Here is a 25,133-nt window from a genome sequence, read left to right on the forward strand (position 1 = left end):
CTCTTGTTTGCTGCATAAGCTTGATACATCATGCGTTGATAGCATTAGGCTAGTTGCCCGAAAATACTTAGTGTACATAACTAATCATTTTATCGTTAATAGACCTCTAGTAATAAGCTTATAGAAACCAACATGCAGTCAGTGCATTGTGATTCTAATACCATAATGTTCCAATAATACTTAAAAATAACAATAGGATGACCTATGAAACACTTGCTCCCTTTTTGCGCATTAGCGTTATTAAGCGCCTGCAGCCCTCAAAGTGCTGATGAGCAAACCTCTGCACCTTCAACAATCAACAGTGCTTCAGCTGCCGCAAGCCAAGTCACTTTTGATGAAGCACGTTTTAGAAAAGATATTAAAACCCTTTCTTCAGATGAGTTTGAAGGCCGCGCCCCGACCACTAAAGGCGAAAAACTCACATTAGATTATTTATCTGCAGCCTTTAAAGAAATGGGCTTAGATACGACTTATCAAGACAGTTACTTACAACCTGTGCCTATGGTGAGTTACACCGCTAGTGAGTCACAACAAATTAGCTTAGCTGGCATGACCATGGAAAACCGTAAGGATATTGTCCTAGGTACACGCCATGATAAAGGTGGCGTAGACATCAATAATGCACCATTAGTCTTTGTAGGGTACGGCATAAACGCACCTGAATATCAATGGAATGACTACCAAGACATAGACATGAAAGGGAAAATCGCGGTGATCATGGTCAATGACCCTGGGTTTGCTCACCCTGAGTCAGATAAATTTAATGGCAAAGCGATGACTTACTATGGTCGCTGGAGCTATAAATTTGAAGAAGCTAGCCGACAAGGCGCGTTAGGCGCAATCATCATTCATGACACCGCGCCAGCATCTTACCCTTGGTCGGTGGTAGAAAATAGCTGGACTGGCGCTCAACAAGATTTAGTTTTCAGTAAAGAAGTACAAGATCAACGTATCGCGGTAGAAGGCTGGATGACGTTAGATAGTGCGACCGCCATATTCAAAACAGCGGGTTTTGAACTAACAAACCTCATGGCTCGCGCATCAGACAGTGCAATAAACCTAGACTTAAAACAAATAGCAGACATCGCTTTCAATAGCGAAGCTGAGTACGCCGATAGTTACAATGTCGTCGCTACTCTACCCGGTAAAAACGCCGCAGCTGAACATATATTATTTACCGCTCATTGGGACCATATTGGCATCGGTTTGACCAAAGATGGCGATAATATTTATAACGGTGCATTAGATAATGCATCAGGCACCGCTGGGATACTAGAAATCGCTCGCCAGTTTGCTAAGCAAGCACAGCAAGGTAATAGGTTAAACCGATCAGTGACCTTTATTGCGACTACAGGCGAAGAACAAGGTCTATTAGGTTCACGCTATTACGCTGCCAACCCAATTTATCCAATAGATAAAACAGTTGCCGTATTTAATCTTGATAGCACCAATGTGTATGGTAAAACCCAAGATTACACTATTGTAGGTAAAGGGCAGTCGGAGCTTGAAGCCTATTTAATTGATGTCGCTAAAGGCCAAAATAGAACAGCAACCCGTGAGCGTAACCCTGCATCAGGTGGTTTTTTCCGCTCTGATCATTTCAGTTTTGCAAAACTTGGCGTGCCGGCAGTATTTGCAGGCGGTGGTAGTGTGCCTCTAGATGATGCAACCGCGCAGTATAAACAAGCGATGCAAGCACAAATGAAAGGGTGTTATCACAACGTTTGTGATCATTACCGAGCTGACTGGGATTTATCTGGCGCATTACAAGATTTATCCGTTTACTATCAAGCTGCTGAAACATTAGCCAATAATGGGGATTGGCCAGGTTATTACAAAGGCTCTGAATTTAACAGTTTGCGCCCTGCTAAAGATTAAACTGCGAAAGTTTCATCCCTAAAGCCTAAAATCCCTTGTGATAATGTTCACAAGGGATTTTTGTTTAAATTTACGTCAAATAAATACATATTTTAATCTTTAGAATTTATCTCTCTCTGATTCAATATTCTCAAATCGAAATGGCAATTTCAGAGAGTAAAATCAATATTCATCAATAATATCGTTACAAGTTTAACCGATCCTCAAAATGACAATGCAAAAACAAAGATTAACCACACCTAAAACCACCTTTTGTTGAGAATAATTTAAAAATCAGCGTTGAACATTGTGAAAAATGCTGTCAAAGTGAATCCCAGATAAAGATTATTACGATTCGCTATACGATTTCTGGAGCCTCATTATGTGTTCAATTTTTTCAATTTTAGATATTCAATCAGACGCTAAAGAATTGCGTCAAGTGGCTTTAGAAATGTCGAAGCTATTACGTCACCGTGGACCAGATTGGTCTGGTGTATATGCAGATGATAAAGCGATTCTCGCTCATGAGCGCCTTGCCATTGTTGACGTTGATCACGGAGCTCAGCCATTAATCAGCGAAGATGACAGTATCGTTTTAGCAGTGAATGGTGAAATTTATAACCATAAACAACTTAAAGAAGAGTTAGGTGAAAAGTACCGATACAAAACCAACTCAGACTGTGAAGTCATCTTAGCTTTATACCAAGAATACGGTGTAGACTTTCTCGACAAGCTAAACGGTATTTTTGCTTTCGTTCTATACGATAAAACAAAAGATGCCTTTTTAATTGGTCGTGATCACATGGGGATTATTCCCCTTTACTCTGGTCGTGACAGCTTAGGAAACTACTACATTGCCTCTGAAATGAAAGCACTGATGCCAGTATGTAAAACAGTTGAAGAATTTAAACCTGGTCATTATCACTATTCTAAAGATGCTGATTTAACTCAATACTATCAGCGTGATTGGCGTGACTACGATGCAGTTAAAGATAACCCTGCTAGCAAAGAAGAGTTACGTGATGCCCTAGAAGCTGCAGTAAAACGTCAGTTGATGTCTGATGTGCCTTACGGGGTATTATTATCAGGCGGTTTAGATTCATCCGTTATTTCAGCGATTACGCAAACCTTTGCTAAACGTCGTATTGAAAATGACAGTGAAACAGATGCATGGTGGCCACAACTGCATTCATTTGCCGTAGGTTTAGAAGGCGCACCAGATTTAATTGCAGCGAAAAAAGTTGCTGACGATATTGGCACGATTCACCATGAAATCCACTTCACTTTCCAAGAAGGTTTAGATGCGATTAAAGAAGTGATTTATCACTTAGAAACTTATGATGTTACGACCATTCGTGCCGCTACACCAATGTATTTAATGGCCCGTAAAATTAAAGCCATGGGGATCAAAATGGTATTGTCAGGTGAAGGCGCTGACGAACTATTTGGTGGTTATTTGTACTTCCATAAAGCGCCAAATGCTCAAGCTTTCCATGAAGAGTTAGTCCGTAAGTTAGATAAATTACATTTATTTGATTGCCTACGAGCTAACAAAGCCATGGCAGCATGGGGACTTGAAGCCCGCGTTCCATTCTTAGATAAAGAGTTCATGGATGTAGCGATGCGCATCAACCCTGAAGCGAAAATGTCTAAAGATGGCCGTATTGAGAAAAACATCTTACGTGAAGCCTTTGAACACGCACTCCCGCATGAAGTGGTATGGCGTCAAAAAGAGCAGTTTAGTGATGGTGTTGGTTACTCATGGATTGATGGCTTGAAAGACATTGCTGCTGAACAAGTAGATGATTTACAACTGGCCAATGCTAAATTTAGATTCCCATATAACACACCGGAATCTAAAGAAGCCTATTATTACCGTAGTTTCTTTGAAGAGTTTTTCCCACTTGAATCTGCAGCTGAAACAGTACCCGGTGGTAAAACGGTGGCTTGTTCGACTCCAGAAGCACTACTTTGGGATGAAAGCTTACAGGGCATTAACGACCCATCAGGACGTGCCGTTAAAAACGTCCATGACAGTGCTTATTAAGTTGTAGATTTCAACTAACTCAACAATAAATTTGAAGCCACCCGCAGGGTGGCTTTTTTATTGCCGCTAATTGATTTAGTCTACCCCACATAAATACTGATTACATTGAAAGGCTTGCCATGACAGATGTCACCATATTCCATTTAGAGATGTTACAACCAACGCAGTTACAAGCCAAAACGGATGCTAAAGGGTTAACAGTGACTAAAGCACTGGTACCACAATACGAATTTAATCGTTTTCTATATCAATTTGTTGGCTCGGCGTGGGAATGGACAGATAAGTTAGGATGGACTGATAAGCAATGGCAGCAATACAGTGAAGATAGCCAACTTCACTTATATGTCGCCTATTTTGACGGTTCTCCAGCGGGTTACTTTGAGCTGCAACAGCAAGGAAATAATAACGTCGAGATTATGTATTTTGGGCTTGGTGTGCGCTTTATTGGTAAAGGCATGGGTGGATATTTGCTTAGCCAAGCGATAGAACAAGCTTGGTTACTCGATAACACCGAGCGTGTTTCAGTGCACACTTGCTCGCTGGATCACCCTAGTGCGTTGAAAAATTACCAAGCTCGAGGGTTTTCATTATTCAAGACAGAAATTGAAGCGTAACTGTTACAGACAGTTAATGAAATAAATGGCCTACTGTGTAACGCCCTGACATTGTCGACGCTTTTTTGCTTGAGCGGCCCTCATTGCGAGAACCGTTAAGTGGGTATTTTTATCATCAACACTCATTTTGTGCCAAGCTAAAATTTCTTGATGAGTTCTATGACAGCCCAAACAGATATCTTGTTGATCAAGGCAGCAATTCCCCACACAGGGTGAACGAGGTTCATTCGGACCAGACTGCATATTCATTCCCATTAATATCTGCAAAATGAAATCGTTTACCACCAGGGAAACTGAACACAGGTTTAAGGATTACGCCACCAGCAGCCAATATTTTCCGCTCACTGGTTTCAAGACATTGGCTGTATAACACTATCAACGGGCAGGCACTTTTCAAATTGAAGCCCTGCTCCGCTTGGTAAAATCCTCCATCAATACCTACATCCAAAAAGCAGCTGTATTCAGGGCCATAATCCTTAAAATGCCAACCAAACACTTCAGTAAAAAACGTTTTGGTTTTTACTAAATCTTTAACAGGTATTTCTAAGTAATTAATTTTATGATGTTGGGACATAAGTAACCTCTTAAATTAGGTTGAATAGGTTAGCCTATAATGACACGTATCTATATTCAAAATAGAGGAATAATTAGGGGATGTCGAACTTTGGCAGTAAAAGTCCCTAACTCAGATAACAATTAAATAAGTGACAAAACTTTAATATAAGAAAATAAAACAAGGTCTTAGGTAAGAGTTTAGACAAGGACTTAAACAAATCATAAACAAGATCTTATTTAAGCCCTTATCACTTTTTCGAGTGCAGATTAAATTCGACTAATGACCTGCTGCAATACAAAATCAGTATAGAAAACAGTTATTAAAAACTGACATAAAAACTGACATAAAAACTGACATAAAAACGTTTTATAGCGAGTGTTATAGTCTATATCCCACGCAACTAGTCACTTAATTAGTCACCTAATTAAGATTGAATAATAGCTGCTAAAGCGCCAATTAATCCACCGAATACACCACCCCAAACCACTAACCAGCCTAGGTGCTTGCGGATCATTTCTTGAATAATATCCTTCACCATCACTGGGGTTAACTCATCAAGGCGTTGATCAACAATGTTCGATACTTTCTGTTGTAAATCGGCCATGACATTAGGCTGTTCCAGCTCATTAATCAAAATTTGATTAAACTCTTCGCTTTGAGTTAGCTCAGTCAATGACTGTTTCATTTTATCAATAAAAGGCTCTTTTAATGGGATCAATGCTTCTGTTCCACCAAACATAGATAGCATGCCACCAAAAGATGAGTTTTCAACCGTAGTCACCAAAGCGTCAAATGACGGTTCAAGATCCACTTTATCAATTACAGGCGTTAAATCGATAGCACTCGCACTGTTTTCAGTCAGTAAACGATCAATGTTTTCTTGAGTAAAAAACTGCTCCATCATCAGATGTTTAATACCGGCTTTAAACTCTTCAAAGCGTGATGGAATAACACCTGAGCCATATAAACCTGGGACTTTTTCAAATAACATATGGACTGCTAGCCAGTTGGTTACCGCGCCAGATAGCGCAAATAACCCTATTGTGAATACCATGGTTACTTCTGCAAAATAGCCAATCAACACTAATGCTGCGGCAATGACATTAGTCACTAAACTCTTGTTCAATCTAAAATCCTCAGACATAAAAAAACCTTTGGCATTCTATCAATTTCCAAAGGTTAGATACTAGGGTGTGTTGATCTTTTAAAGTTGTTTTGGCAGCGAGTTGTTGGCCATTCTATGCATCAAGGCCGAAAGGCAGAGACTTTGTGATGTAGTCATTCTAGATAAAGAAACCGATAAGCTGGTAAAAAATGGACAACAAACGCTGCCCAAAGGGTTGGGCTAAAAACGGATTCAACATTGTTGAGCAAATTTTTGCGAACAAAGAGTGCTTAGATTACTTAGAGTGCTTAGATTGCTTGGCGGCAATTCACTCGCCGCGCTTGATTGGATTTTATCTCGACCACAATTCAACCCGCCCTAACTTACTATTAAAACCTTTTACTACAATCCAGAATGATACAAATACATCCCTTCAGCTTCGGTTTGATTAGACAAATTAGTTTCTAGTCCGTTATCAAGCACCTTTGTGCGTTTGACTAACATGACGTCGGTACCTTGGGCTAACATTTTTGCTTTTTCGATAAGCAGAGTCGCGATGCCTTCGCCTCGACGACTCGCATCAACAAATACATCGTCAAAATACCAAACAGGTTTAAGTAACAACGAAGAATAAGAAGGATAAAGCTGAACAAAACCTAAGCACTTTTGCTCTTCAAAAGCCGCTAGGATCATCGAATCATTTTCTATTAAACGAGTTTTAATAAATTGACGGCATTTTTTAGGTTCAGATTTAAACCCCATACTTTGTCTATAGTCGTCAAATAAGCTCACTAAAACATCGGTATCTAACTCTGAAGTTAGTCGAATATTCATGCTTTCATCCTTGAAATTATTAATTTACACAGCGGCAAAATTATCATCTGAGTGTTGAATACAAATTAAAACCAATGAGAGCCTTAAATGAATTACACAACAATAAATCAACAAAGCTTTTATGGGACCTTAGTCTGCTTGGTAAATACAATCTAATTTAAACTTAAAAATCTCATTAATACATTAGCTTAAAGATAAATTCCACTTTTGTCCATTGAAAACACCTAATGAAGAAAAATTGTAAAAAAATCTTAAACAAACGAGTAACTGAACCTTAAATTCGTTAAAATGTCTAACAAATACTGTCTAACTATTACTATAAGCAGTCGTCCCTATGATGTCGTCGTTGAGCACAATGAAACAAAGATTTAATCATCGCCCCCGTTACCAGAAAATTGCAATTATCTGTTCGTTTATTTATTTACTCTTTGTACTATCGTTAGGGTTACTCATCCCTTTCATTGCGACTAAACAAGCGCCTAAATCATTATCAGAAATGCTAGGCAGACAAGTCACAATTGAGAACATTAAAGTTAACCCATTCACATTTGAATTGAGCTTGAGTCAACTGACGGTTAATGAACAAGATAGTCAAAAAGCCTTTTTCCATCTTGATAATGCCGAAGTAGATTTCATGTTCTGGCAGTCTCTGTTTAACCTGAATATCAGCTTAGATTATTTAACTGTCGATGGAACGACATTGTCACTTGAGCGATTAGCTATTTTGGCAAATCAAACTGACACCAGTATGCCATCGGGATATCAATTCAATTTTACTGACATCATCAACACATTTGATCAAAGAGCCAAAGCCCTAGCTAGAACTAATCCTTCAGAAGATGACAATAAACAAAGTGAAATAGAGACTGATGTAGAGAAAGAACAAGACACTCAGCCCATTGCCATTCATCTAAATCGCTTTAACTTTAATAATGCCGCTTTACAGATAAACGATAAGCTAACTGAGACCCAATTACTTTACCCAAGAATAAATGTTTCAGCGACCATGGTGAAAACTGATGCATTACTTTCACAAAGCCCTGACGCAAATAAAATAAACCTTACTATAAGCGATGATAATAATGGTCAGATTAAACTAGACACCCAAGCGCAGTTATTTCCGCTAGATGCTAAAGGTAAACTTGCTATCAATCAGATGGAGTTAACTCAATACTGGTCTCTCGTTGAGGATCTATTTAAAGTCTCATTACAATCTGCAAACCTGAACCTAATATCTTCCTTTGCCGCCACAGAAACGGGGATTGAAGCAGTAACAGACTCTCCGATAGTTGATTTTAATATTACTGATACTGACATTACATTGAGTAATATTGTTGCCAATGATGATCAGCGACAAGTTACCACGGTAGATTTGTTGGCCTTAGAGGGTATTACAGTATCTAGCCAAGAACAAAACATCGACATAAAACAATTTCGCACCAGCGATGCTAATTTTTGGCTAACGGTTGCCCCTGAGAAAGTTAATTTAGTCGAATTATTCACTCCAATTTTTGTTAACACACGACAAGACTCTAGCCATAAAGCGGCTAATCTAGAAACTAATACAGAAGCTAATACAAAAGCTACACAATCAACTAATCAAACAACTAATCAAACAACTAATCAAACAACTAATCAAACAACTGACAACGACAGTGTTGAAGACCAAGCCAGCTTGCAAGCTAGCGTACAAGAACCTTCTGATTTAGGCAGCAGTACAACAGAGTCAAAACCAGAGTGGTTAGTGACATTACACCAATTAAATGTTGAAAATTATCAATTTGAACTGACTGAAAGCGTCGCGAATAAAACCGCTAACTTTTGGAAGTTATCTAATATTAATTTCACCACCCAAACCATTAAATCAGACTTATCATTACCGATTGAGTATCAACTAGACCTTTCAATAAACGATCAGAGCCAATTTAGCTCAACTGGAGTATTTGACGCTAAGTTAATCAGTCTAGAAGCGGATATTGACTACCAGAAGGTCAATTTAACCAAGTTACAGCCTTATATTGCACCTTTTATGAATATCACCCTCGAATCAGGTTTGTTCAATACTAAAGGTCACATTAGTGCAGATGCAAAACAGAAGTTTGTTTATCAAGGACAAGCATCAGTTAATCAATTACAAATCAAAGATAATCTATTAAAACAGCCCCTGCTTAATTGGGAGTCAATGATTATTACTGATTTGGCCTTTGATAATTTAGGTCAATCCCTAACTATCGATGAGGTGTTATTTGACAGCTTATTTAGCCGATTGATTATTGCCGAAGACAGAAGCACTAACATTGCTGACTTGATAGTCACTCCTGCAGGTAAAGACAATAACGAATCAACTACACCTACTACTGCTACTAATGCAACGACTGCTCCAGTAGTCGCTGACTCAGATAATCAAGGTTCGTCTCGTTTACCTGAAAATCAGCAAATATCACAGCAGTCAGACTTTGCTATCGATATAAAGCGAATTGGCTTTAAAGACAGCTCTGCTTTTTTTGCCGATAATTCTTTAACACCTAATTTTGCATCAGGTATTGAACAACTCAATGGTGAAATCACTCAAATATCTACCAACCCGCAAACACGCGCATCGGTTAATCTAGAAGGGAAAATCGATAAGTATGCGCCAGTGACATTAAAAGGTGATATTAATCCTTTATTGGCAAATCCATATCTTGATTTAAACCTCGCCTTTAATAAAGTCGAGCTCACCTCTATTAATCCATACTCAGGAACCTATGCGGGCTATTACATCGATAAAGGCCAACTATCTTTAGCGCTCAATTATCAATTAGAGAATAATCAATTAGTTGGCAGTAACCATTTAGTCATTGATCAGTTAGAGTTAGGTAAACCGAGCAATAGCTCGCTAGCTACTTCCCTGCCGATCACCTTAGCAATTGCCTTATTACAGGACAGACACGGCGTCATCGATTTGGGTGTCGATGTAGATGGCGATTTAGATTCTCCTAGCTTCAGTTTTGGCAGTATCGTTATGAGCGCTATCACTAATGTCATTACCAAAGCCATTACAGCGCCATTTTCTTTATTAGCAGGTTTAGTGGGGGGTGATGAAGACAGCATGGACAAAGTAAGCTTTGAGTATGGCCAATCAACTATTACCCAAGAGCAACAAACAACATTAACCTCACTTGCTAAGGCGTTAGACGATCGACCACTATTGATACTTAATATCAAAGGTAGCGTTGATTTAGCCAATGACCAATTAGCATTACAACAAAAACAGCTACATCAAAAACTGGCAAACCAAGCAGGCATTGAGGTCACAGCGCTACCAACTGACTTATCAGCAAGCCAGTATCCACAGCAAGGTCCTTTAGTCGATGCCTTAATCGCGTTATATCAAACTGAAACCCAATTAGACCCATTATTAATTAAGCAAAAGATTACTGAGGAAAACCCACAAATCGAGGCCCTCGAATTACAAACTCGCTGGCATATTGCACTGTATAATTTCAGCTTAAACCTGCAAGCTGTTTCTGAAGCTCAGCTTGGTATACTGGCTCAGCAAAGGGCTAAAACCATTAAAACCTATTTAGTTGAACAAGCCAACATTGACCCTAGTCGTGTATTTATCTTAGAAAGTCGAGTGCATTTTGAACAAACCGATGCACATGCGATACTGACCTTAGATGCTAATTAACGGTGCACTTAAAGGGAGCCTAATTTAAGAACACAACAATCATGTTTATATTGTTTTTTATACAGCTTATTAGGGACTGTTAAACACTAAAACGACGTCGACTCCGATTCCGTTCACAGATGACTATTATCTGTGAACAACATCACGTAAACTGTCGCTGCAAATTAAGTAGAATGTTGCAGTACCGATTGCCCTAATGGCTAAATCGTTCAATTCGATATTTAAAGGAAGTAGTATGTTTGTCATTCGCTGGATTCTTGGCCGTATTATCTTATTAGCAAATTTTTTGTTCCCAGGTAAAAAATATCAACGCCCTGTTACAGAGCAAGCAAAGATAGATGAGCAAACCAAAGCGTTAGCTTTATACCAATATGCTGCCTGTCCTTTTTGCGTAAAAGTGCGCCGAGCAATTCGCAGCCAAGGATTAAACATCGTCACGGTTGATGCCAAACAAGAAAACAATAAACAAGAGCTTGTACAACAAGGTGGTCAACTTAAAGTGCCTTGTTTAAAAATTGAAAAAGATGGCCAAACTCAATGGATGTACGAATCCAGTGACATCATTGCTTATTTATCTAAGCAATACGCTTAATTTAATCACTGGCACATCACAGAGTGTATTGGCTTTATCACAGTAAAGCCGATACACAAATGCTGATATCTTGTTTATCCTGCTAAATCACTTTCAAATACTATCAATTAGAAGCTGTTTCGTTTTAATATGAATTGTTCCCTTCCAAGTTTTTAAAAAGGATTATTACTGGTGCCAAAGTACTCTGTATTATTTGTTGGTTTTCTGCTGTTATCAGCTTGCTCATCTGCACCCATCGAACCTGAAGCTTTTGCTGGACAATTTAAAGATAGATTTAGTACTTCCATTAAAGGTGAAGGCATAAAGCTTTTTACTTACCAAGCTAAAGTCGCTACAGCGACAGATCGCGGCATTGAAGATCCTCTGCCCCACCAGCAAAGAGTCAACCGACGTCGCCAAGATGCCCGCAGTTATGCCATTGAGCAAGAACGCCGCCAAGAACAATTGGAGCTATGGAGCCGACAAGTGGATTTAGGCCTACAAAAAACCATTGATATGACAGGCTATTGCAAGGATGGATACATAGTGCTTAACCGCAGTGTGAGTGAAGGCCGAGGCGAAGTTCGCGGCGAATGTAATGATGGCGCAACAGAAGAAGATATTAAAAAATTTAGTCGTAATTTTTAACCTATGGTTCACAACATCACATGTAAACCATTAAAAGTGACCATCCAACAAGATAAATAAAGGGTTTAACTATAACCTCCCGTCAGTTTGAGCTAAACTTAACCAAATCCAATTTTAAGAGCATGTAGGCAATCACTGGCTACATGTTTTATACAGTTCTAAAGTGCCTACGGCATAATTAAGCGAGTTAGATAGACCCATGAACAGAAAACAGCTGATGATCAAAAAAACCGCAAAGCGGACTAAAGCTAAGCAAAACAAAATTGTAAAAGATAACCCGCAAAAGAATCCTAAAGTGGGCTACATCTCCAAAGCCGTACGTGCGAAAATGGAACTTGAAGAGCAACAAAAACTGGCTGCAGAAGCTGGTGAAGCCACTGAGACTTCAGCAGAAGCAAGTCCAACTTCAGAAGCAAAGTAATACTAAAACTAAATTCTAGTACTAAATAAAAATACCCGTTTAGTCATCGAATTAGCTTTAAAAAAAGCCCTCATAATGCTGCTAGCACTACGAGGGCTTTTTCGTCTTAGTCGTAAACTCTAAGGCTTCAATCATTTATCCTTTGAAGACAGCGGATTGTCTAAATCGCCATCACGAACTATCTCTTCACATAAAGGTTCTTCATTGAGCTGAGCTAACTGAATGTATGAAGATGATTGCGGTGAAGATGTCGGGCTCATTTCCAGTTCAATCTCATCATCCTCAGATACGGGCTTTTCATCCGCTTTAAAATGTTCTGTTGCGGTAATTTTATCTATCAATCGATAACCAACCCAAACACCACCTAAACCAAATAAAATCGATCCTAGAGCTTGGCCAATGAGCACGCCATACACTCCGCCTATTTGAGCACCAAAATACACAAAAGGTATGGTACCAATAGTGGCTTTACCCACATTAAAGAAAGTGGAGTACTTAGCTTTACCTAAATTATTAAATGATGCATTGGCAACAAATAAAATGCCGTTGAAAATAAAGAAAATGGCGATATATTTGCAGAAGAATAAAATCAACTCCGCCGCTTCACCTTGCATATCAAATGCTGAGACAATTTGATGTTTCAATGAAAATAATAAAATCGATACGCCAAGTACAAATACAACACAAAACTGAATCGCTTTAGTCAGGCTTTCTTTAACACGCTCAAATTCGAGTGCACCATAGTTTTGACCAATAATGGGGCCAACTGCACCGCTTAAAGCAAAAATCATCCCGAAACACACAGGGATTAAGCGACCTAATACCGCCCAACCCGCTACATAACTATCACCAAAATCCGCAATGGCTTTTGTCACAACAGCATTACCGATTGGCGTAGCGACATTCGTTAGCATAGCGGGCAATGCAATCGCGAAAATAGTTCGAATGTCTTCAACAAAGTGCTGGCGATTAAACTGTCCCAGCATATTGTGCTTAACCACAATCCCACGAGCAGAAATGATAAATACCGCAATACGAGCAAACACAGACGCAATTGCTGCACCTTCTATCCCCATACCTAAAGCGAAGATAAATATCGGATCTAGTACTAAATTTACTCCGCCACCTGCCAGTGTTGACATCATAGATAACTTGGCATCACCAATGGCTCTTAGTGCACCGCCTAATGCCATAGCGAGACAAATAAATGGTAATGAAGGGACTAATATTCTGAGGTAACTTTCTGCCAGTATTGCTGTTTCGCCATTAGCACCAATTAGTGCCAAAAGTTCTGGGATAAAAATAAATACTGTTACCGCAACGACCACACTGGTAAGCAAAGATACTACCGCACTGTTGAGTAACATGCGCTTTGCCAGCACCATATTTTTAGCGCCTATAGCTCTAGATACAAGCGCACCAAGGGCAATCGATAAACCAATACCAATAGAGGTTGTAAAGAATGAAATAGCACCTGCATAACCAACTGCTGCTGCCAGCTCTTGCTCACCTAATAAACTTAAGAAAAAGATATCAAGTAAATCAACCACAAATAACGCAGAAATACCTACAGCCGCTGTAGAGCTCATCACTAATATGTGACGTAAAATGGAGCCTTGGACAAACTTAGCTTCGGTCATGAGTTCCCTTCAGAATCTTGTTGCTCTAACTCGCTACCACAATGGTGACAATATAATGCTTGTAAGTTATGACCGCGGGTTCCACAGTTCATACATTTACGTAAATCACGTTCAACAACCATCTCATGAGATATTTCAGCGGTTAAAATGCCTGTTGGAATCGCAATAATGGAATAACCAATTAGCATGGTTAACGACGCAATCGCTTGGCCTAAATTTGTTTGAGGCGTGATATCACCGTAGCCAACCGTAGTGATAGTAACAATAGTCCAATACATTGATTTAGGGATAGAAGTAAAACCATTTGCAGGGCCTTCAACCACATACATTACGACACTTAACGCCATAATGATCAGGCTTACAGAGAAGAAAAATATGAACACCTTTCTTCTTGCTTGGATCATGGCCTTTAATAACAAATTACCTTCGCTTAAATAGCGCAGTAACTTCAGCACCCTAAAGACTCTAAACAAGCGCAAAATTCTGAATGCGAGAGACACGTTTGCACCAGGAAAAATTAACGCTAAAAAGCTCGGAAGTATGGACAGTAAATCAACAATGCCGTAAAAACTTCGCATATACGCTAAACGGCTTACCGAACCATACAATCTCAATAAGTATTCAATAGTAAATAACCAAGTGAACGCCCACTCGGCATAATAGATAACTTGACCATATTGCTGATGATAGCTGTCAATGGTGTCTAATATAATCAGTAAAACGCTAAGCAATATACAAATTATTAAGCCAATATCAAACCACCGCCCCATACGGGTTTCAGTACCAAATATCACCGTTCTAATTTGTTTTTTAAATGGCGTATCTTGTTTTTCTTCTAACGTCATAGCTCACTCAAAGATGACTGAAAATTTAATCCCGCATACATGTTAAAAGTACGGTATTATCTGTAAAAAATTTCAAATTGTTATCGTAATTATATGTTGTTCTGATAAATTGCCTATTCAACGATACTCATGTTAACACTATTAACAATACAAACTCACACCACAAATTCATAAAAAAGCTTTTTGGAGACTTCATGTACTTGGTTAAATGCTTTATTTTACTAGCCATTTTTAGCTCAACCCTCGCTCAGGCCTCTATCAGCCAATTAGCCAACTCAAAAGTCGATTTAGTCGTGGTGAATAAATCTGAATCCAGCATGTCGATTTATCATGAAGGCCAAAAAATTAAAACCTATCAAATTGCCATGGGAGATGCGCCACAAGGTCATAAATTGAAAGAAGGCGATCAACGCACCCCGCAAGGGCGTTATATTCTTGATTACAAAAAGTCTGATAGTGCATTTTATAAATCAATTCATATCTCATACCCGAATGAAGAAGACCGTTTACGTGCCAATGCCTTAGGGGTTAGCCCTGGTGGAATGATTATGATCCATGGTCAAAACCCGAATTCATCACTCACACCAGAACAAGCGCAGCAATATAATTGGACTAACGGATGTATTGCGGTAACAAATAAAGAAATGGATGAACTTTGGCGAGTCATCGAAGAAGGCACGCCAATTGAGATTTGGCCTTAACCCATCGCATTTGTATTCGGTATTATTTATTATCCATTGCAACTCTAATCTGTTTTAGATCTAACCTATGTTAGTTAACTCTAAATCTATAACGCCAGTCATTTTTAAACACGCCTTAGGTGTCAGAGGATATTATGCACTATGACCAGTTAACCCAAAGCTGGCCTGATTTTGGTCAGCGTATCAGCGCCTTTATTCAACGCTTAGGTTTAGATAGTTTAAATCTAGAGTGCGATCATTGCGCACTTCGTGTGAATAGCAATGATGCTGCGAATATACTCAGCCAAGAATTTGAAAAATATGGTCAAGTCATTTCCAATAATATGATTAATGGCCGCCCTATTTTAATCATCAAATTGACTAAACCCCTGATGCTCAATGGCTTAGATATTTATTGCGTCGAGCTGCCATATCCTTCTGATAAAGTGTATCCACAAGAAGGCTGGGAACATGTTGAACTGGTATTTCCGTCGAATGCGGAAAATTGTGAAGACTTACAACAACAACTCTTAGAAAAAGCACCAAACCTTGCAGAAATCCTCGCTGGTAATACCGATATCAAGGTTAAATTAAGCTCTCCCAAAGGTGACAATGAGCGCCTTGCCAATCCAACTATTGCTTTTAAATCAAATGGGATTTGCGTCAAAGTCCATACTCATACGATTGAAGCCATTATTGCCAGTGAGCAAGATTAATCATCTCATAGCAATGCTTATGGCAATAATATATTAGACATAAAAAATGGGTTCAATAATAAATTGAACCCATTCTTTTTAATAAGTAGTAACCAGAAACCAAGCAACATCTTTATACATTACTTGTTAGTACCTCGAATCAAATTTATTGAGCTGCTTTCTCTGCTGCAAGTACTTCTTTCATCGGTGGAACGACGGTTACAGGATCTAAGCGCATTTGATACCAATTCAAGCGCCAGTCTAAATGTGGTCCAGTTACGCGCCCTGTCGCACCAATTTCAGCGAGTTCTTGTCCTTGCTTAACCACATCACCAACTTTTGCATAGATTTTACTTAAGTGAAGAAAAGTTGAATTTATCCCATAACCATGGTCAATAATCACAGTGCCGCCAGAATAAAACATATCAGGTTCAGCTAGTGTGATAACACCATCGGCTGGTGAAACCACTACTGTACCCGTTGGGCGGGCAACATCGACGCCATAATGCGGGTTACCAGGTTTGCCGTTGTACACACGCTGGCTGCCGTAGACGCCAGATATCCGACCGGTCACTGGCCAAATGAAGTCTTGCATAAATGCAGTTTGCTCACTAAAGGTATTTCTTGCTGCACGAGTTTGTTTAGCATCTTTTGCGGCTCTTTCTTGTGCAGCGGGATTGGGTTTCATTATCTTTTTACTGATCCCAGTAACCCGATCAATTTTATATTCTTTGGTCGCTATATTAAGCGTTTTTAGCTCGGTTAACCCGCTTGGGTAAACGACTTCAAGCATTTGCTCTGCTTTAGCTTCACGCTCGAAACCAATGGCAAATTCGCCTTTTGCCGTAATAGCAACATCTTCACCATTAAGTTTGACCGTGCTTCCTGCTGGAACATGACCCCTTACCAACGCACCTTGCTCGAATTTACCTTGTAAATTGATTTCAGCTTGTGCAGTAAAAGCGAACGATATCAGTCCCATCAACGATGTTACCCCGACACGGATTAAAAATTTAGCAGCCATTATGTACCTTAAGAACCATGAATTTAGAGACACTCAAATTATCTTTTAATACTAAGGGGTTGTGGTAATTTATTCAAATTTGTATCGACACGGATTAATGAGTACAGATATATAACGAAAAATAAATGCCAATAGAAAAATGACAGTTGAGAAATGACAGTTGAGAATGCTAATAGACAAATGAAGGATAATTAGAAGGAAAAAAAAGGAGTTACTGCTCAGAAGATTAACAGCTTAAAAGAAAAGGCAATGAGTCTCTATATGACACTCATTGCTCACACATTCATTTTACCGCTATCGCACCTTTACCTATGCCTTCGAATGCAATAACTTTGAATTCAGAACTTGGGGTTTTGTGCGCCATTGTTTCAGCAATGAACTGCGCTAATAGTTCTACCGTAGTGTCATGAGGAATAATGTCACAACAGTCTCTTGGCATCGCTAATTGAAAATCCCCTTGTGGGGCTTGGTAATGAAACCCATAATGACTATTGTCATTAACATCCGCTTGTTTAGATAACTCAAGCGTCGCGACATCAACTACATCTTCTTCGCTACCTAAATAAATATCTTGCCATCTATCAGCCCAGTACTGGTCCCATTTAGGCGCAGCAATGCCATTTTCAAATACGGTGATCGGGCTTCTATGCCCGTGTGCAATCCGTTGACAATTGCCATCATGTTTACGTAAACCATGAGTGTAGTGATAGTAAGGCGTGTCTAATACTTCGTTACGTAATGTTAAGCTAATCCCTTCAACATTATCAGGTAAAGCTTCACGTAATGCTTTAATCAAAAATGAATTAACACTTTCAAAGTCAATTACTTCAGTTGGGATAAGTGCAAATGCTTCAGATGGGCAAGCTAAATGGATATCACCAAGTTTGCTTGAAAAGTCCATCCAAACACGATCGCCCTTTTGCTGCCAGCGAACTTCGCCGCAAGCGGTAGGAATGAGTAAACGGTGATCGGCAACATCATCAATGGTATTTTTGATGGTTTTTTTGACCTTGGAAAAATCAAGAACCATGTTTTGCTCATCTAAGCCGCCATCAAGTAGTACATCTACAATCCAGCTTTCACCTACCATGCCACGAATTGGACATAAGTAAGAAAAATCGATAACGGTTAAATCTTTTACAAACAGTTGCATTAAGGCTCCTAGGCAGAAAAACAGTCCGCCTCAGTTAACTTTTCCCAAATAGCGATGGCTAAGGGGAGTAATAATTCATGGCTATTCTAAACAAAAGCTAGCCTAGGTGCGAGAAAACAAACTGAGTTTACAAAAAAAGCCTAAATATTGAATATTGTTAGGCTTAATAACTGCCTAATAAAGCCTATAAAGTAAAGTTATTCAAATTTATAACCCACTCCGTAAATAGATTGAAGTAAATTTACTTGGGTATTATTTAGCGTTAATTTAGAGCGTAAATTTTTAATATGGCTGTCTATAGTGCGTGAGCTGACAACGCGATCGTCAATATAGCAGACTTGCATCAAGCTATCTCTTGAGTGAACAACACCGGGGCGTTTAAGCATTGTATGCAGCAATCTAAACTCAACAGGGGTTAAATCAACCTCAATACTAGACACGCTACACTTAAAGCGTTGAATATTGATTAGCAGATGCTTATAAGCAATTTCATCTTCGTTAGTTTGAGGCGCTGCATCGACTCGTCGCAAAATGGTTTTAACTCTAGCCACCACCTCTCTTGCTGAAAATGGTTTACATACGTAATCGTCTGCCCCTACTTCTAAACCAATAAGACGATCGATTTCTTCAACTCTCGCAGTCAGCATCAGCAGTGGAATACTTGAAAATTGTCGCACTTCTTTGCAAATCGTGAGTCCATTTTTATATGGCAGCATGAGATCCAGTATGACGAAATCAATGTTACCTTGCTTGATTGTTTCAACTGCGTTGAGTCCATCGTGTAAAACCTGTGTATCAAAGCCTTCCAGTGTCAGGAAATCAACTAATATCTGTGCAATTTTAGGTTCATCTTCAACAATCAACACTTTCATCTTTGGATGACTTACATTCATCATTAATATGACTCTTATAAAATGGGTAAGGAAATTTCAATACAAAGACCGCCTAGGTTCGAAGGCCTTGCAGTGATGTGGCCATTATGGGCTTCTACAATATTACGGCAAATGGTTAACCCTAACCCTGCACCATTACTTCGTCTGACTCTTGAACTGTCTTGTCGATGTAATGCATCAAATAACAATTCACACTCGTCGAGTGGCACACCGGGCTTGGTGTCATTGATTAATATTGATAGTGAGCCTAACTCTTCAATCAAATCAATATTTATACTGCCAGGGCTATCGGTGTAAGCCACTGAATTTAATATAACATTGTATAAAAGTTGTTGAAGGCGCATTTTATCGCCATTGATTGTGATAGTTTTTGTATGAATAAAGTTAAGCGATAACCCTTTATCTGACACTTTATCAGCTAATGAGTTCAAGGTTTCTGCAATACATAGTGTAATATCGGTGGGTTCAAAATGATATTTAAGCCCGCCAACATCGGATAGTGATAATTGATATAAATCATCCACTAAATGCTTAATCCGCATCACCTCTTGCTCAAGTGAAGTAAGTTGTTGCTGATTAAAAGGTCTTATGCCGGCTTTTATCGCATCAATTTCACCACATAGAATACTCAGTGGGGTGCGAAGCTCATGGGAGATATCAGCAAACCATCTATTTTTTGCCGTACGGTTTTTATCTAAGGTCATGGCTAAATGATCAATATCATTCATTAACAACCCTAATTCATCCTCTCTAGCTGCTTTGAAGCGCTCACTATAATTTCCTTTCGATAAATGAGAAATCCCGTTAACGACTTCACGAACGGGAATAAGTAGCAAACGTGCTAGCACCCAAGAAATTAAACTGGCCAGAATCAAGCACAACAAACCTATCCAAATACTTGTCCAGAGCTGTTGCTTAGAAAATGCTTCTGCCGAAATACTGTTTACTTTGACAACCGCCTTTGTGTATAGCGTGGCTATGACTTGGTCATTATATGTGACGTCAACAGAAATGGTCGAACCGAGAATATCAAACTTATCGCCGGCCAATAACTGTCCTGAAATTGAATACAATGCAGTAACAGGCCTGCGTCGTTTAGGCGGCACTGTTTGATTTGAGTCTCTTAAATGAGGCGGTAGATCACCTCTAGCTTCACCAGTCAAATGCGGTGGAGGTCCATCAAACCGAGGTGGCTTATGTTTAGGTCTTGGCGGGGGACCTTTTCGTTCAGCCCCCTCAAACGGTCCATGTAATGGCGTAAACTGACGAATAATTTGCGCAAACTTTTTTTTCGAAACATTGTTCCAATCATAAGCTGATTGTTGATAAAGCTCAGAATATGAAACAGCGAGCTCTTCTAACCTTTCTTGTTGTAAGGAGTTTGTATAGCTTATAAAACCTTGATCAAAACCCCATCGAGCAAGAGATAAGGTTGCAATAAGCACCACACTCGTCAGGCCGACAAAGGCTAAAAATAACTTCTGAGAAATTTTCATTCAGGTTTTACCAAGGTTTAGATATAAAAATAAAATTTATGAACAAGCCATTATTCTCATGGTGATAATATTGGATCGCAATTTACATGTTAACTGAGTATATCTATCTGTTCTTGTTCTCACTAGTTCGTTAAACAAGCTAATTACAATCTCCTTCGTTTCTGCACATTTCCTGCATATTTACTTGGTATGGTAAAACTCACCCAAAAACTAGATTCATCAATAAATAGGAACTTACATGAAAAAATTACTTGTTATCAGCTCAGTTCTCATTACCAGCATTGGTTTTTCTAGCGCTTTATTGGCTCAAGAACAACAAAGGCAAAAGAGAAAACCGCCTCAAGAAGCTTATACCCTCTGTGAAGATAAAACAGAAAATGACGTGGTAAACATCACCACTCCTAAAGGAGATGAAATTTCAGCGACATGCCAAATGATGGATGACCAACTTGTGGCAGTCCCAGAGGATCATAAGCCACCTCAACGTCAAAAAAGATAATAGAGGCTAACATGCAAATTAATACGAGTTCACTCAATATCTCAAGCTCTACGAATCAGTTCGATATAAGCGCAGCAGACAAACCGAAAGGCCCACCTCCACCACCAGGCTCAACTCCACCAGGTCTTGAACCTGCTGTAGCAACATTATCAGAAGAAGAACAAACGCAAGTTTCAGACATGCTAAGTTCTCTGACGAAAGAGCAACAAGTTGAATTAAAAAATGCATTAGATGAACTAAAACCATTGACTGAGGATTTATCTGCCAAAGATATTGGCAGTGTATTTTTGGAAACACTCGTCCAAATTAGTTCTCAATCTGATCAACAAGAAAGCGTAGGTATCGACACCTACGCTTAATGCTGGATTGTTGTAGGTTAGTTCAATAAAATTTTACCCATGAAAAAGCGGTAATATATAAATTACCGCTTTAAAAAAGATAGGGTTAAGTACAACGTTATAATAAAGGTAATTGCGAAGTGAGAGCTTTCGCAGACTGTGGTTTGCTAAAATAATACCCTTGAGCTTGGTCACAGCCATTTTCCAGTAAAAAGGCCGCCTGTTCTTTTGTTTCTACCCCTTCAGCTATGACAGTTAACTTTAGCGCATGTCCAAGTACAATTATTGCTTTAGCAATGGCAGTATTATTACTGTCAAATGGAATATCTGACACAAAGGACTGATCAATTTTAAGTACATTGATCGGTAACTTCTTAAGATAATTTAATGATGAGTATCCCGTACCAAAATCATCTACGGATAATTGAATCCCAAGGTTACCTAAGCGTTTTAAATCTGATATTACTCTATCGGGTTCATACATCATGCAGCTTTCGGTCATCTCTAATTCTAGTAAATCAGCCGGAAAGCCGGTTTCAGATAATATTCGTTCAACATTATCGATAAAATTTGTGCGCTGAAACTGCAAACTCGCGACATTCACCGCTAAATGGCCAAAACGATAGCCAGCGTTAAGCCAATTAACGCCTTGTTTACAAGCCATAGTTAATACTTGTAATCCAATTTCATGAATTAGCCCAGTTTTCTCAGCAATTGGTATAAACTCAGCAGGTGAAATTAAACCATACTCAGGGTGCTGCCAACGAATAAGAGACTCTAACCCCACTAATTTTCCTGTGACTAATGATAATTTCGGCTGATAGACCAAATGAAATTGGTTGTCTTGAATTGCTTCATGTAATGCACTTTGGATTTTGAAATGCTCAGCAGAGTTCATCGTCATTGTTGAGTCATAAAAAGTGATGTTATTACGGCCACTTTGCTTAGCCATATGCAAGGCTGTATCAGTGTTTTGCAGTAAATGTTCACTGTTTAAAGAGTCATGAGGAAAGACCGAAACCCCCATACTTAGTGTTACTCTTATAGAAGGATTATCATCAAACTTGAAGGGCTGCTCTATCAAGGTCTTAATCTTATTGATATGGCTCGTTACCATTTCATTTTGGGTAATATCTGTCAGCAAGAGAACAAACTCATCACTGCTTAATCGACCAACAATGCATTGTTCACAGCTAAGCTCAGATAACCTTTTACCAACTTCAACCAATAATTGATCACCCACATCATGACCAAGGCTGTCGTTTATATGCTTAAAGAAATCAATATCGAAAAATACGACCGCCAGTTGCGTCTGTTGCTTAAAGGCCCTTTCTACTTGTTGTTGCAAGTTAGAACGAAATAATACTCTATTGGGGAGTTGAGTTAAGCTGTCGTAATAAGATAAATTGACCAACATTTCTTCATTTCGTTTTTGCGCAGATATATCAGTAAAAACCGCAACAAAAAAGTTAATTTGATCTTTCTGACTATATACAGCGTTAATAGTCACTGACTGAGGGAACACTTCTCCTGACTTGCGTTTATTGAAAATCTCGCCATGCCATTTACCTTTAACTAATAAGGTATTCCACATTTGTGAAAAGAATAAATCATCATGTTTGCCTGAGTTCAAAATTCGTGGATTTTGACCAATGGCCTCTTCTCGACTAAAGCCGGTTATTTTACTGAAAGCGGCATTAACTTCAGTGATATTACCGTCTCTATCAGTAACCAGTACACCTTCAACAGTATTTTCAAATACGCTTTCAGCTAGCATCAATTGTGTCTGCGCTTCTTTATGCCGACCAATATTACGTGTAATGCCAATAACGCCGACTAAGTCATCACAACCATCCATTAACGGTGCTTTAATCGTTTCTAACCAATGACGGTTATTATGCTGATCGATACGTTCGCATTCTGCTACAACAATGGGTTCCTTCGCTGATATAGCTTGACTGTCACCTTGTTTAAAACTTTTGGCCGTTGCAGAATCAAATAACTGTTCATCGTTTTTGCCTATGATCTCTGAACGTGATTTATTCCACCCTAGGCCTACACTTTCATTACATATGACATATTGCCCTTGTAAGTTCTTAACCCAAATATGTTCTTGAAAAGAATTGATAAAGTTTTGTAGGTTGATTGACTCAGGAGCATGGAGAACTCGACTTGTTTCTTCAGCGTAAACAAGGGATATGTTTTCGACACACAAGGATAGAAGTGCATCATCAGAAGCTTTTGGTGTTTCAGAGTTAAGCTCTATAACCAAATAACCGATAGGACGATGGTGAGAATCTGTAATGACTTTTAATCGGAAGTAATATGCGTGCTGCCCATAAACAAACTGGACAACTAGCAGCTGCTTTTGGGAAGTATAAGCTTGGTTAACATGATCGAATATAAGCGCTTGAAGTTTAGTATCTGGAGTCGATTGTTGATTTTTAGAACTTAATGATAATCCAAGCTCACCAGCTTCATTCAATGAGTAGATATAGATATTCGTATTTAACGCTTCAGCAGTTAAATCGATGTTGTATTGCCAACGTTGTGATATCAAATTCATCATATTTTGCATTGTAAAAGCTTATCCCTACCGCATAGGCAGTAACCAGATGTAAGATTATATAACCAAAATAGATAAATTGAATAATCAAATACTGTATATGCCGACTAGATCAATTTACAATTAAATAACATGCTACATTTTTAAAACAATACCCAACAACAACCGACCAAGCTTAACCAAAGGGTAACATCGCGGGCTTGCTATAAATTTGGGTTCAGTATAAAACTTGAATCTTTTCTTGTTGTTTTAGTAAATGAATAAAGCGACTCAATACGCTTATTTATTGAAATAAAAATATCAAATTCAATTAACTATTTATTTTGCAGATCTTAAAATTCACAGATTAAACGAAACCTTATTCAAATCAAGGTAGGGAATCGATTTTAATTGAAGCATTATTTTGTTAACACACGCTCTGAATCACTCAAAATTGAAGACAAAAAACCATTACATCATTAATTAGCTGTCAGCTCTCAATTAAGCGCTTGGCAATTACCTATTTTTACTATCCTTGTAAGGGCACATGGGCATATCGACCACACAATCAGTTAGCTTTAGCTACTAACTCATTGACTCAAATTCCAAACACAAAAAAGCCCGTTACCTGAGTAACGGGCTAACAGCTCTCAATTAAGAGGCACTAATTTTAAAGATATGGGGCGCTTTCGATGACCTATTTGACTATCTTTGTAAGGGTACATGGGCATATAGACCACACTGTCTGTTAGCTATAGCGACTAACTAACTCATTCACTCAAATTCCAGACACAAAAAAGCCCGCTACGTAAGTAGCGGGCTATCTGCTCTCAATTAAGAGGCACTATTTTAAAGATATGGGGCGCTTGGCGATTATCTACTGTTACATGGGCGTATCGCTCACACTATCAACTGTTGATGTGTCTAAACCCGCGGTTAAACTTTTTTTGGTAAAGAAAAAGCCCTAACACATTGTGTTAGGGCTTTATCAGTATTAGG

At 38.9% G+C, this 25,133-nt stretch carries 22 protein-coding genes; 11 read left to right on the forward strand and 11 right to left on the reverse strand.

Features of this window, described 5'->3' with window-relative positions; translation table 11 throughout:
• Positions 1 to 204 precede the first annotated feature (204 nt).
• The 3 genes from LMH66_RS07275 (at position 205) to LMH66_RS07285 (ending at position 4,518) form a co-directional block, all read left to right on the forward strand.
• Positions 205 to 1,878 (forward strand): M28 family metallopeptidase, encoded by a 1,674-nt coding sequence (locus LMH66_RS07275; protein ID WP_229369088.1) that lies wholly within the window; start codon positions 205 to 207, stop codon positions 1,876 to 1,878.
• Positions 1,879 to 2,239: 361 nt separating this feature from the next.
• The gene (asnB, locus tag LMH66_RS07280) at positions 2,240 to 3,904 is read left to right on the forward strand and encodes an asparagine synthase B (protein WP_229369089.1); all 1,665 of its coding nucleotides are present in this window, start codon (positions 2,240 to 2,242) and stop codon (positions 3,902 to 3,904) included.
• Between the two features lie 119 nt (positions 3,905 to 4,023).
• Positions 4,024 to 4,518: a GNAT family N-acetyltransferase gene (locus LMH66_RS07285; protein ID WP_229369090.1), complete on the forward strand. Its 495-nt coding sequence runs from the start codon at positions 4,024 to 4,026 to the stop codon at positions 4,516 to 4,518.
• Between the two features lie 30 nt (positions 4,519 to 4,548).
• Here LMH66_RS07285 and LMH66_RS07290 read toward each other — a convergent pair whose 3' ends face one another.
• From LMH66_RS07290 to LMH66_RS07305, 4 genes are all read right to left on the reverse strand, one after another.
• Positions 4,549 to 4,773, reverse strand: coding sequence for a DUF1289 domain-containing protein (locus LMH66_RS07290; RefSeq protein WP_324295164.1), 225 nt, complete (start codon positions 4,771 to 4,773; stop codon positions 4,549 to 4,551).
• Positions 4,742 to 5,092: a VOC family protein gene (locus LMH66_RS07295; protein ID WP_229369092.1), complete on the reverse strand. Its 351-nt coding sequence runs from the start codon at positions 5,090 to 5,092 to the stop codon at positions 4,742 to 4,744. Before LMH66_RS07295 ends, LMH66_RS07290 begins: the two co-directional genes overlap by 32 nt.
• Before the next feature lie 406 nt (positions 5,093 to 5,498).
• Positions 5,499 to 6,200 (reverse strand): DUF445 domain-containing protein, encoded by a 702-nt coding sequence (locus LMH66_RS07300; RefSeq protein ID WP_229369110.1) that lies wholly within the window; start codon positions 6,198 to 6,200, stop codon positions 5,499 to 5,501.
• Between the two features lie 381 nt (positions 6,201 to 6,581).
• Positions 6,582 to 7,013 carry a GNAT family N-acetyltransferase gene (locus LMH66_RS07305; protein WP_229369093.1) on the reverse strand — a complete coding sequence of 144 codons (432 nt, stop codon included), beginning with the start codon at positions 7,011 to 7,013 and terminating at the stop codon, positions 6,582 to 6,584.
• Positions 7,014 to 7,368: 355 nt separating this feature from the next.
• On the opposite strand from LMH66_RS07305, the gene LMH66_RS07310 reads away from it, so the two are divergent.
• The 4 genes from LMH66_RS07310 to LMH66_RS07325 all read left to right on the forward strand — a co-directional run bounded on the left by LMH66_RS07310 (position 7,369) and on the right by LMH66_RS07325 (position 12,326).
• Entirely contained in the window at positions 7,369 to 10,686 is a 3,318-nt protein-coding gene (locus LMH66_RS07310) for a DUF748 domain-containing protein (protein WP_229369094.1), read from the forward strand.
• Positions 10,687 to 10,921: 235 nt separating this feature from the next.
• Positions 10,922 to 11,278 carry a glutathione S-transferase N-terminal domain-containing protein gene (locus LMH66_RS07315; RefSeq protein WP_102529460.1) on the forward strand — a complete coding sequence of 119 codons (357 nt, stop codon included), beginning with the start codon at positions 10,922 to 10,924 and terminating at the stop codon, positions 11,276 to 11,278.
• 171 nt (positions 11,279 to 11,449) lie between these two features.
• Complete coding sequence (locus tag LMH66_RS07320; RefSeq protein WP_229369095.1) at positions 11,450 to 11,905, forward strand: hypothetical protein; 456 nt, start codon at positions 11,450 to 11,452, stop codon at positions 11,903 to 11,905.
• 199 nt (positions 11,906 to 12,104) lie between these two features.
• A complete protein-coding gene (locus LMH66_RS07325) occupies positions 12,105 to 12,326 on the forward strand; it encodes a DUF2986 domain-containing protein (protein WP_229369096.1) in 222 nt (73 codons plus the stop codon).
• Between the two features lie 131 nt (positions 12,327 to 12,457).
• Here the strand turns inward: LMH66_RS07325 and LMH66_RS07330 are convergent, their stop codons facing one another.
• Both LMH66_RS07330 and LMH66_RS07335 read right to left on the reverse strand, forming a co-directional pair.
• The gene (locus LMH66_RS07330; protein ID WP_102529458.1) at positions 12,458 to 13,966 is read right to left on the reverse strand and encodes an MATE family efflux transporter; all 1,509 of its coding nucleotides are present in this window, start codon (positions 13,964 to 13,966) and stop codon (positions 12,458 to 12,460) included.
• Positions 13,963 to 14,811: an ion transporter gene (locus LMH66_RS07335; RefSeq protein ID WP_229369097.1), complete on the reverse strand. Its 849-nt coding sequence runs from the start codon at positions 14,809 to 14,811 to the stop codon at positions 13,963 to 13,965. Before LMH66_RS07335 ends, LMH66_RS07330 begins: the two co-directional genes overlap by 4 nt.
• 194 nt (positions 14,812 to 15,005) lie before the next feature.
• Here LMH66_RS07335 and LMH66_RS07340 point away from each other — a divergent pair, with 194 nt between their 5' ends.
• Entirely contained in the window at positions 15,006 to 15,512 is a 507-nt protein-coding gene (locus tag LMH66_RS07340) for a L,D-transpeptidase family protein (RefSeq protein WP_102529456.1), read from the forward strand.
• A 134-nt stretch (positions 15,513 to 15,646) separates the two neighbouring features.
• Complete coding sequence (locus LMH66_RS07345; protein ID WP_229369098.1) at positions 15,647 to 16,207, forward strand: VOC family protein; 561 nt, start codon at positions 15,647 to 15,649, stop codon at positions 16,205 to 16,207.
• A 145-nt stretch (positions 16,208 to 16,352) separates the two neighbouring features.
• Here the strand turns inward: LMH66_RS07345 and LMH66_RS07350 are convergent, their stop codons facing one another.
• From LMH66_RS07350 to LMH66_RS07365, 4 genes are all read right to left on the reverse strand, one after another.
• Positions 16,353 to 17,168, reverse strand: a complete 816-nt coding sequence (locus LMH66_RS07350; RefSeq protein WP_229369111.1) for a M23 family metallopeptidase — start codon at positions 17,166 to 17,168, stop codon at positions 16,353 to 16,355.
• 325 nt (positions 17,169 to 17,493) lie between these two features.
• A complete protein-coding gene (locus tag LMH66_RS07355; RefSeq protein ID WP_102529453.1) occupies positions 17,494 to 18,363 on the reverse strand; it encodes a 6-carboxytetrahydropterin synthase in 870 nt (289 codons plus the stop codon).
• 197 nt (positions 18,364 to 18,560) lie between these two features.
• Entirely contained in the window at positions 18,561 to 19,259 is a 699-nt protein-coding gene (locus LMH66_RS07360) for a response regulator (RefSeq protein WP_371996335.1), read from the reverse strand.
• Between the two features lie 11 nt (positions 19,260 to 19,270).
• Positions 19,271 to 20,752 carry an ATP-binding protein gene (locus LMH66_RS07365; RefSeq protein WP_229369099.1) on the reverse strand — a complete coding sequence of 494 codons (1,482 nt, stop codon included), beginning with the start codon at positions 20,750 to 20,752 and terminating at the stop codon, positions 19,271 to 19,273.
• 238 nt (positions 20,753 to 20,990) lie between these two features.
• On the opposite strand from LMH66_RS07365, the gene LMH66_RS07370 reads away from it, so the two are divergent.
• Both LMH66_RS07370 and LMH66_RS07375 read left to right on the forward strand, forming a co-directional pair.
• Positions 20,991 to 21,251 carry a hypothetical protein gene (locus tag LMH66_RS07370; RefSeq protein ID WP_102529451.1) on the forward strand — a complete coding sequence of 87 codons (261 nt, stop codon included), beginning with the start codon at positions 20,991 to 20,993 and terminating at the stop codon, positions 21,249 to 21,251.
• An 11-nt stretch (positions 21,252 to 21,262) separates the two neighbouring features.
• Positions 21,263 to 21,610: a hypothetical protein gene (locus LMH66_RS07375; RefSeq protein WP_229369100.1), complete on the forward strand. Its 348-nt coding sequence runs from the start codon at positions 21,263 to 21,265 to the stop codon at positions 21,608 to 21,610.
• A 97-nt stretch (positions 21,611 to 21,707) separates the two neighbouring features.
• On the opposite strand, the gene LMH66_RS07380 is transcribed toward LMH66_RS07375, so the two are convergent.
• A complete protein-coding gene (locus LMH66_RS07380) occupies positions 21,708 to 24,167 on the reverse strand; it encodes an EAL domain-containing protein (protein ID WP_229369101.1) in 2,460 nt (819 codons plus the stop codon).
• Between the last annotated feature and the right edge of the window lie 966 nt (positions 24,168 to 25,133).

The organism is Shewanella sp. 10N.7 (assembly GCF_020806285.1).
In the GTDB taxonomy this organism is placed as follows: domain Bacteria; phylum Pseudomonadota; class Gammaproteobacteria; order Enterobacterales; family Shewanellaceae; genus Shewanella; species Shewanella electrodiphila.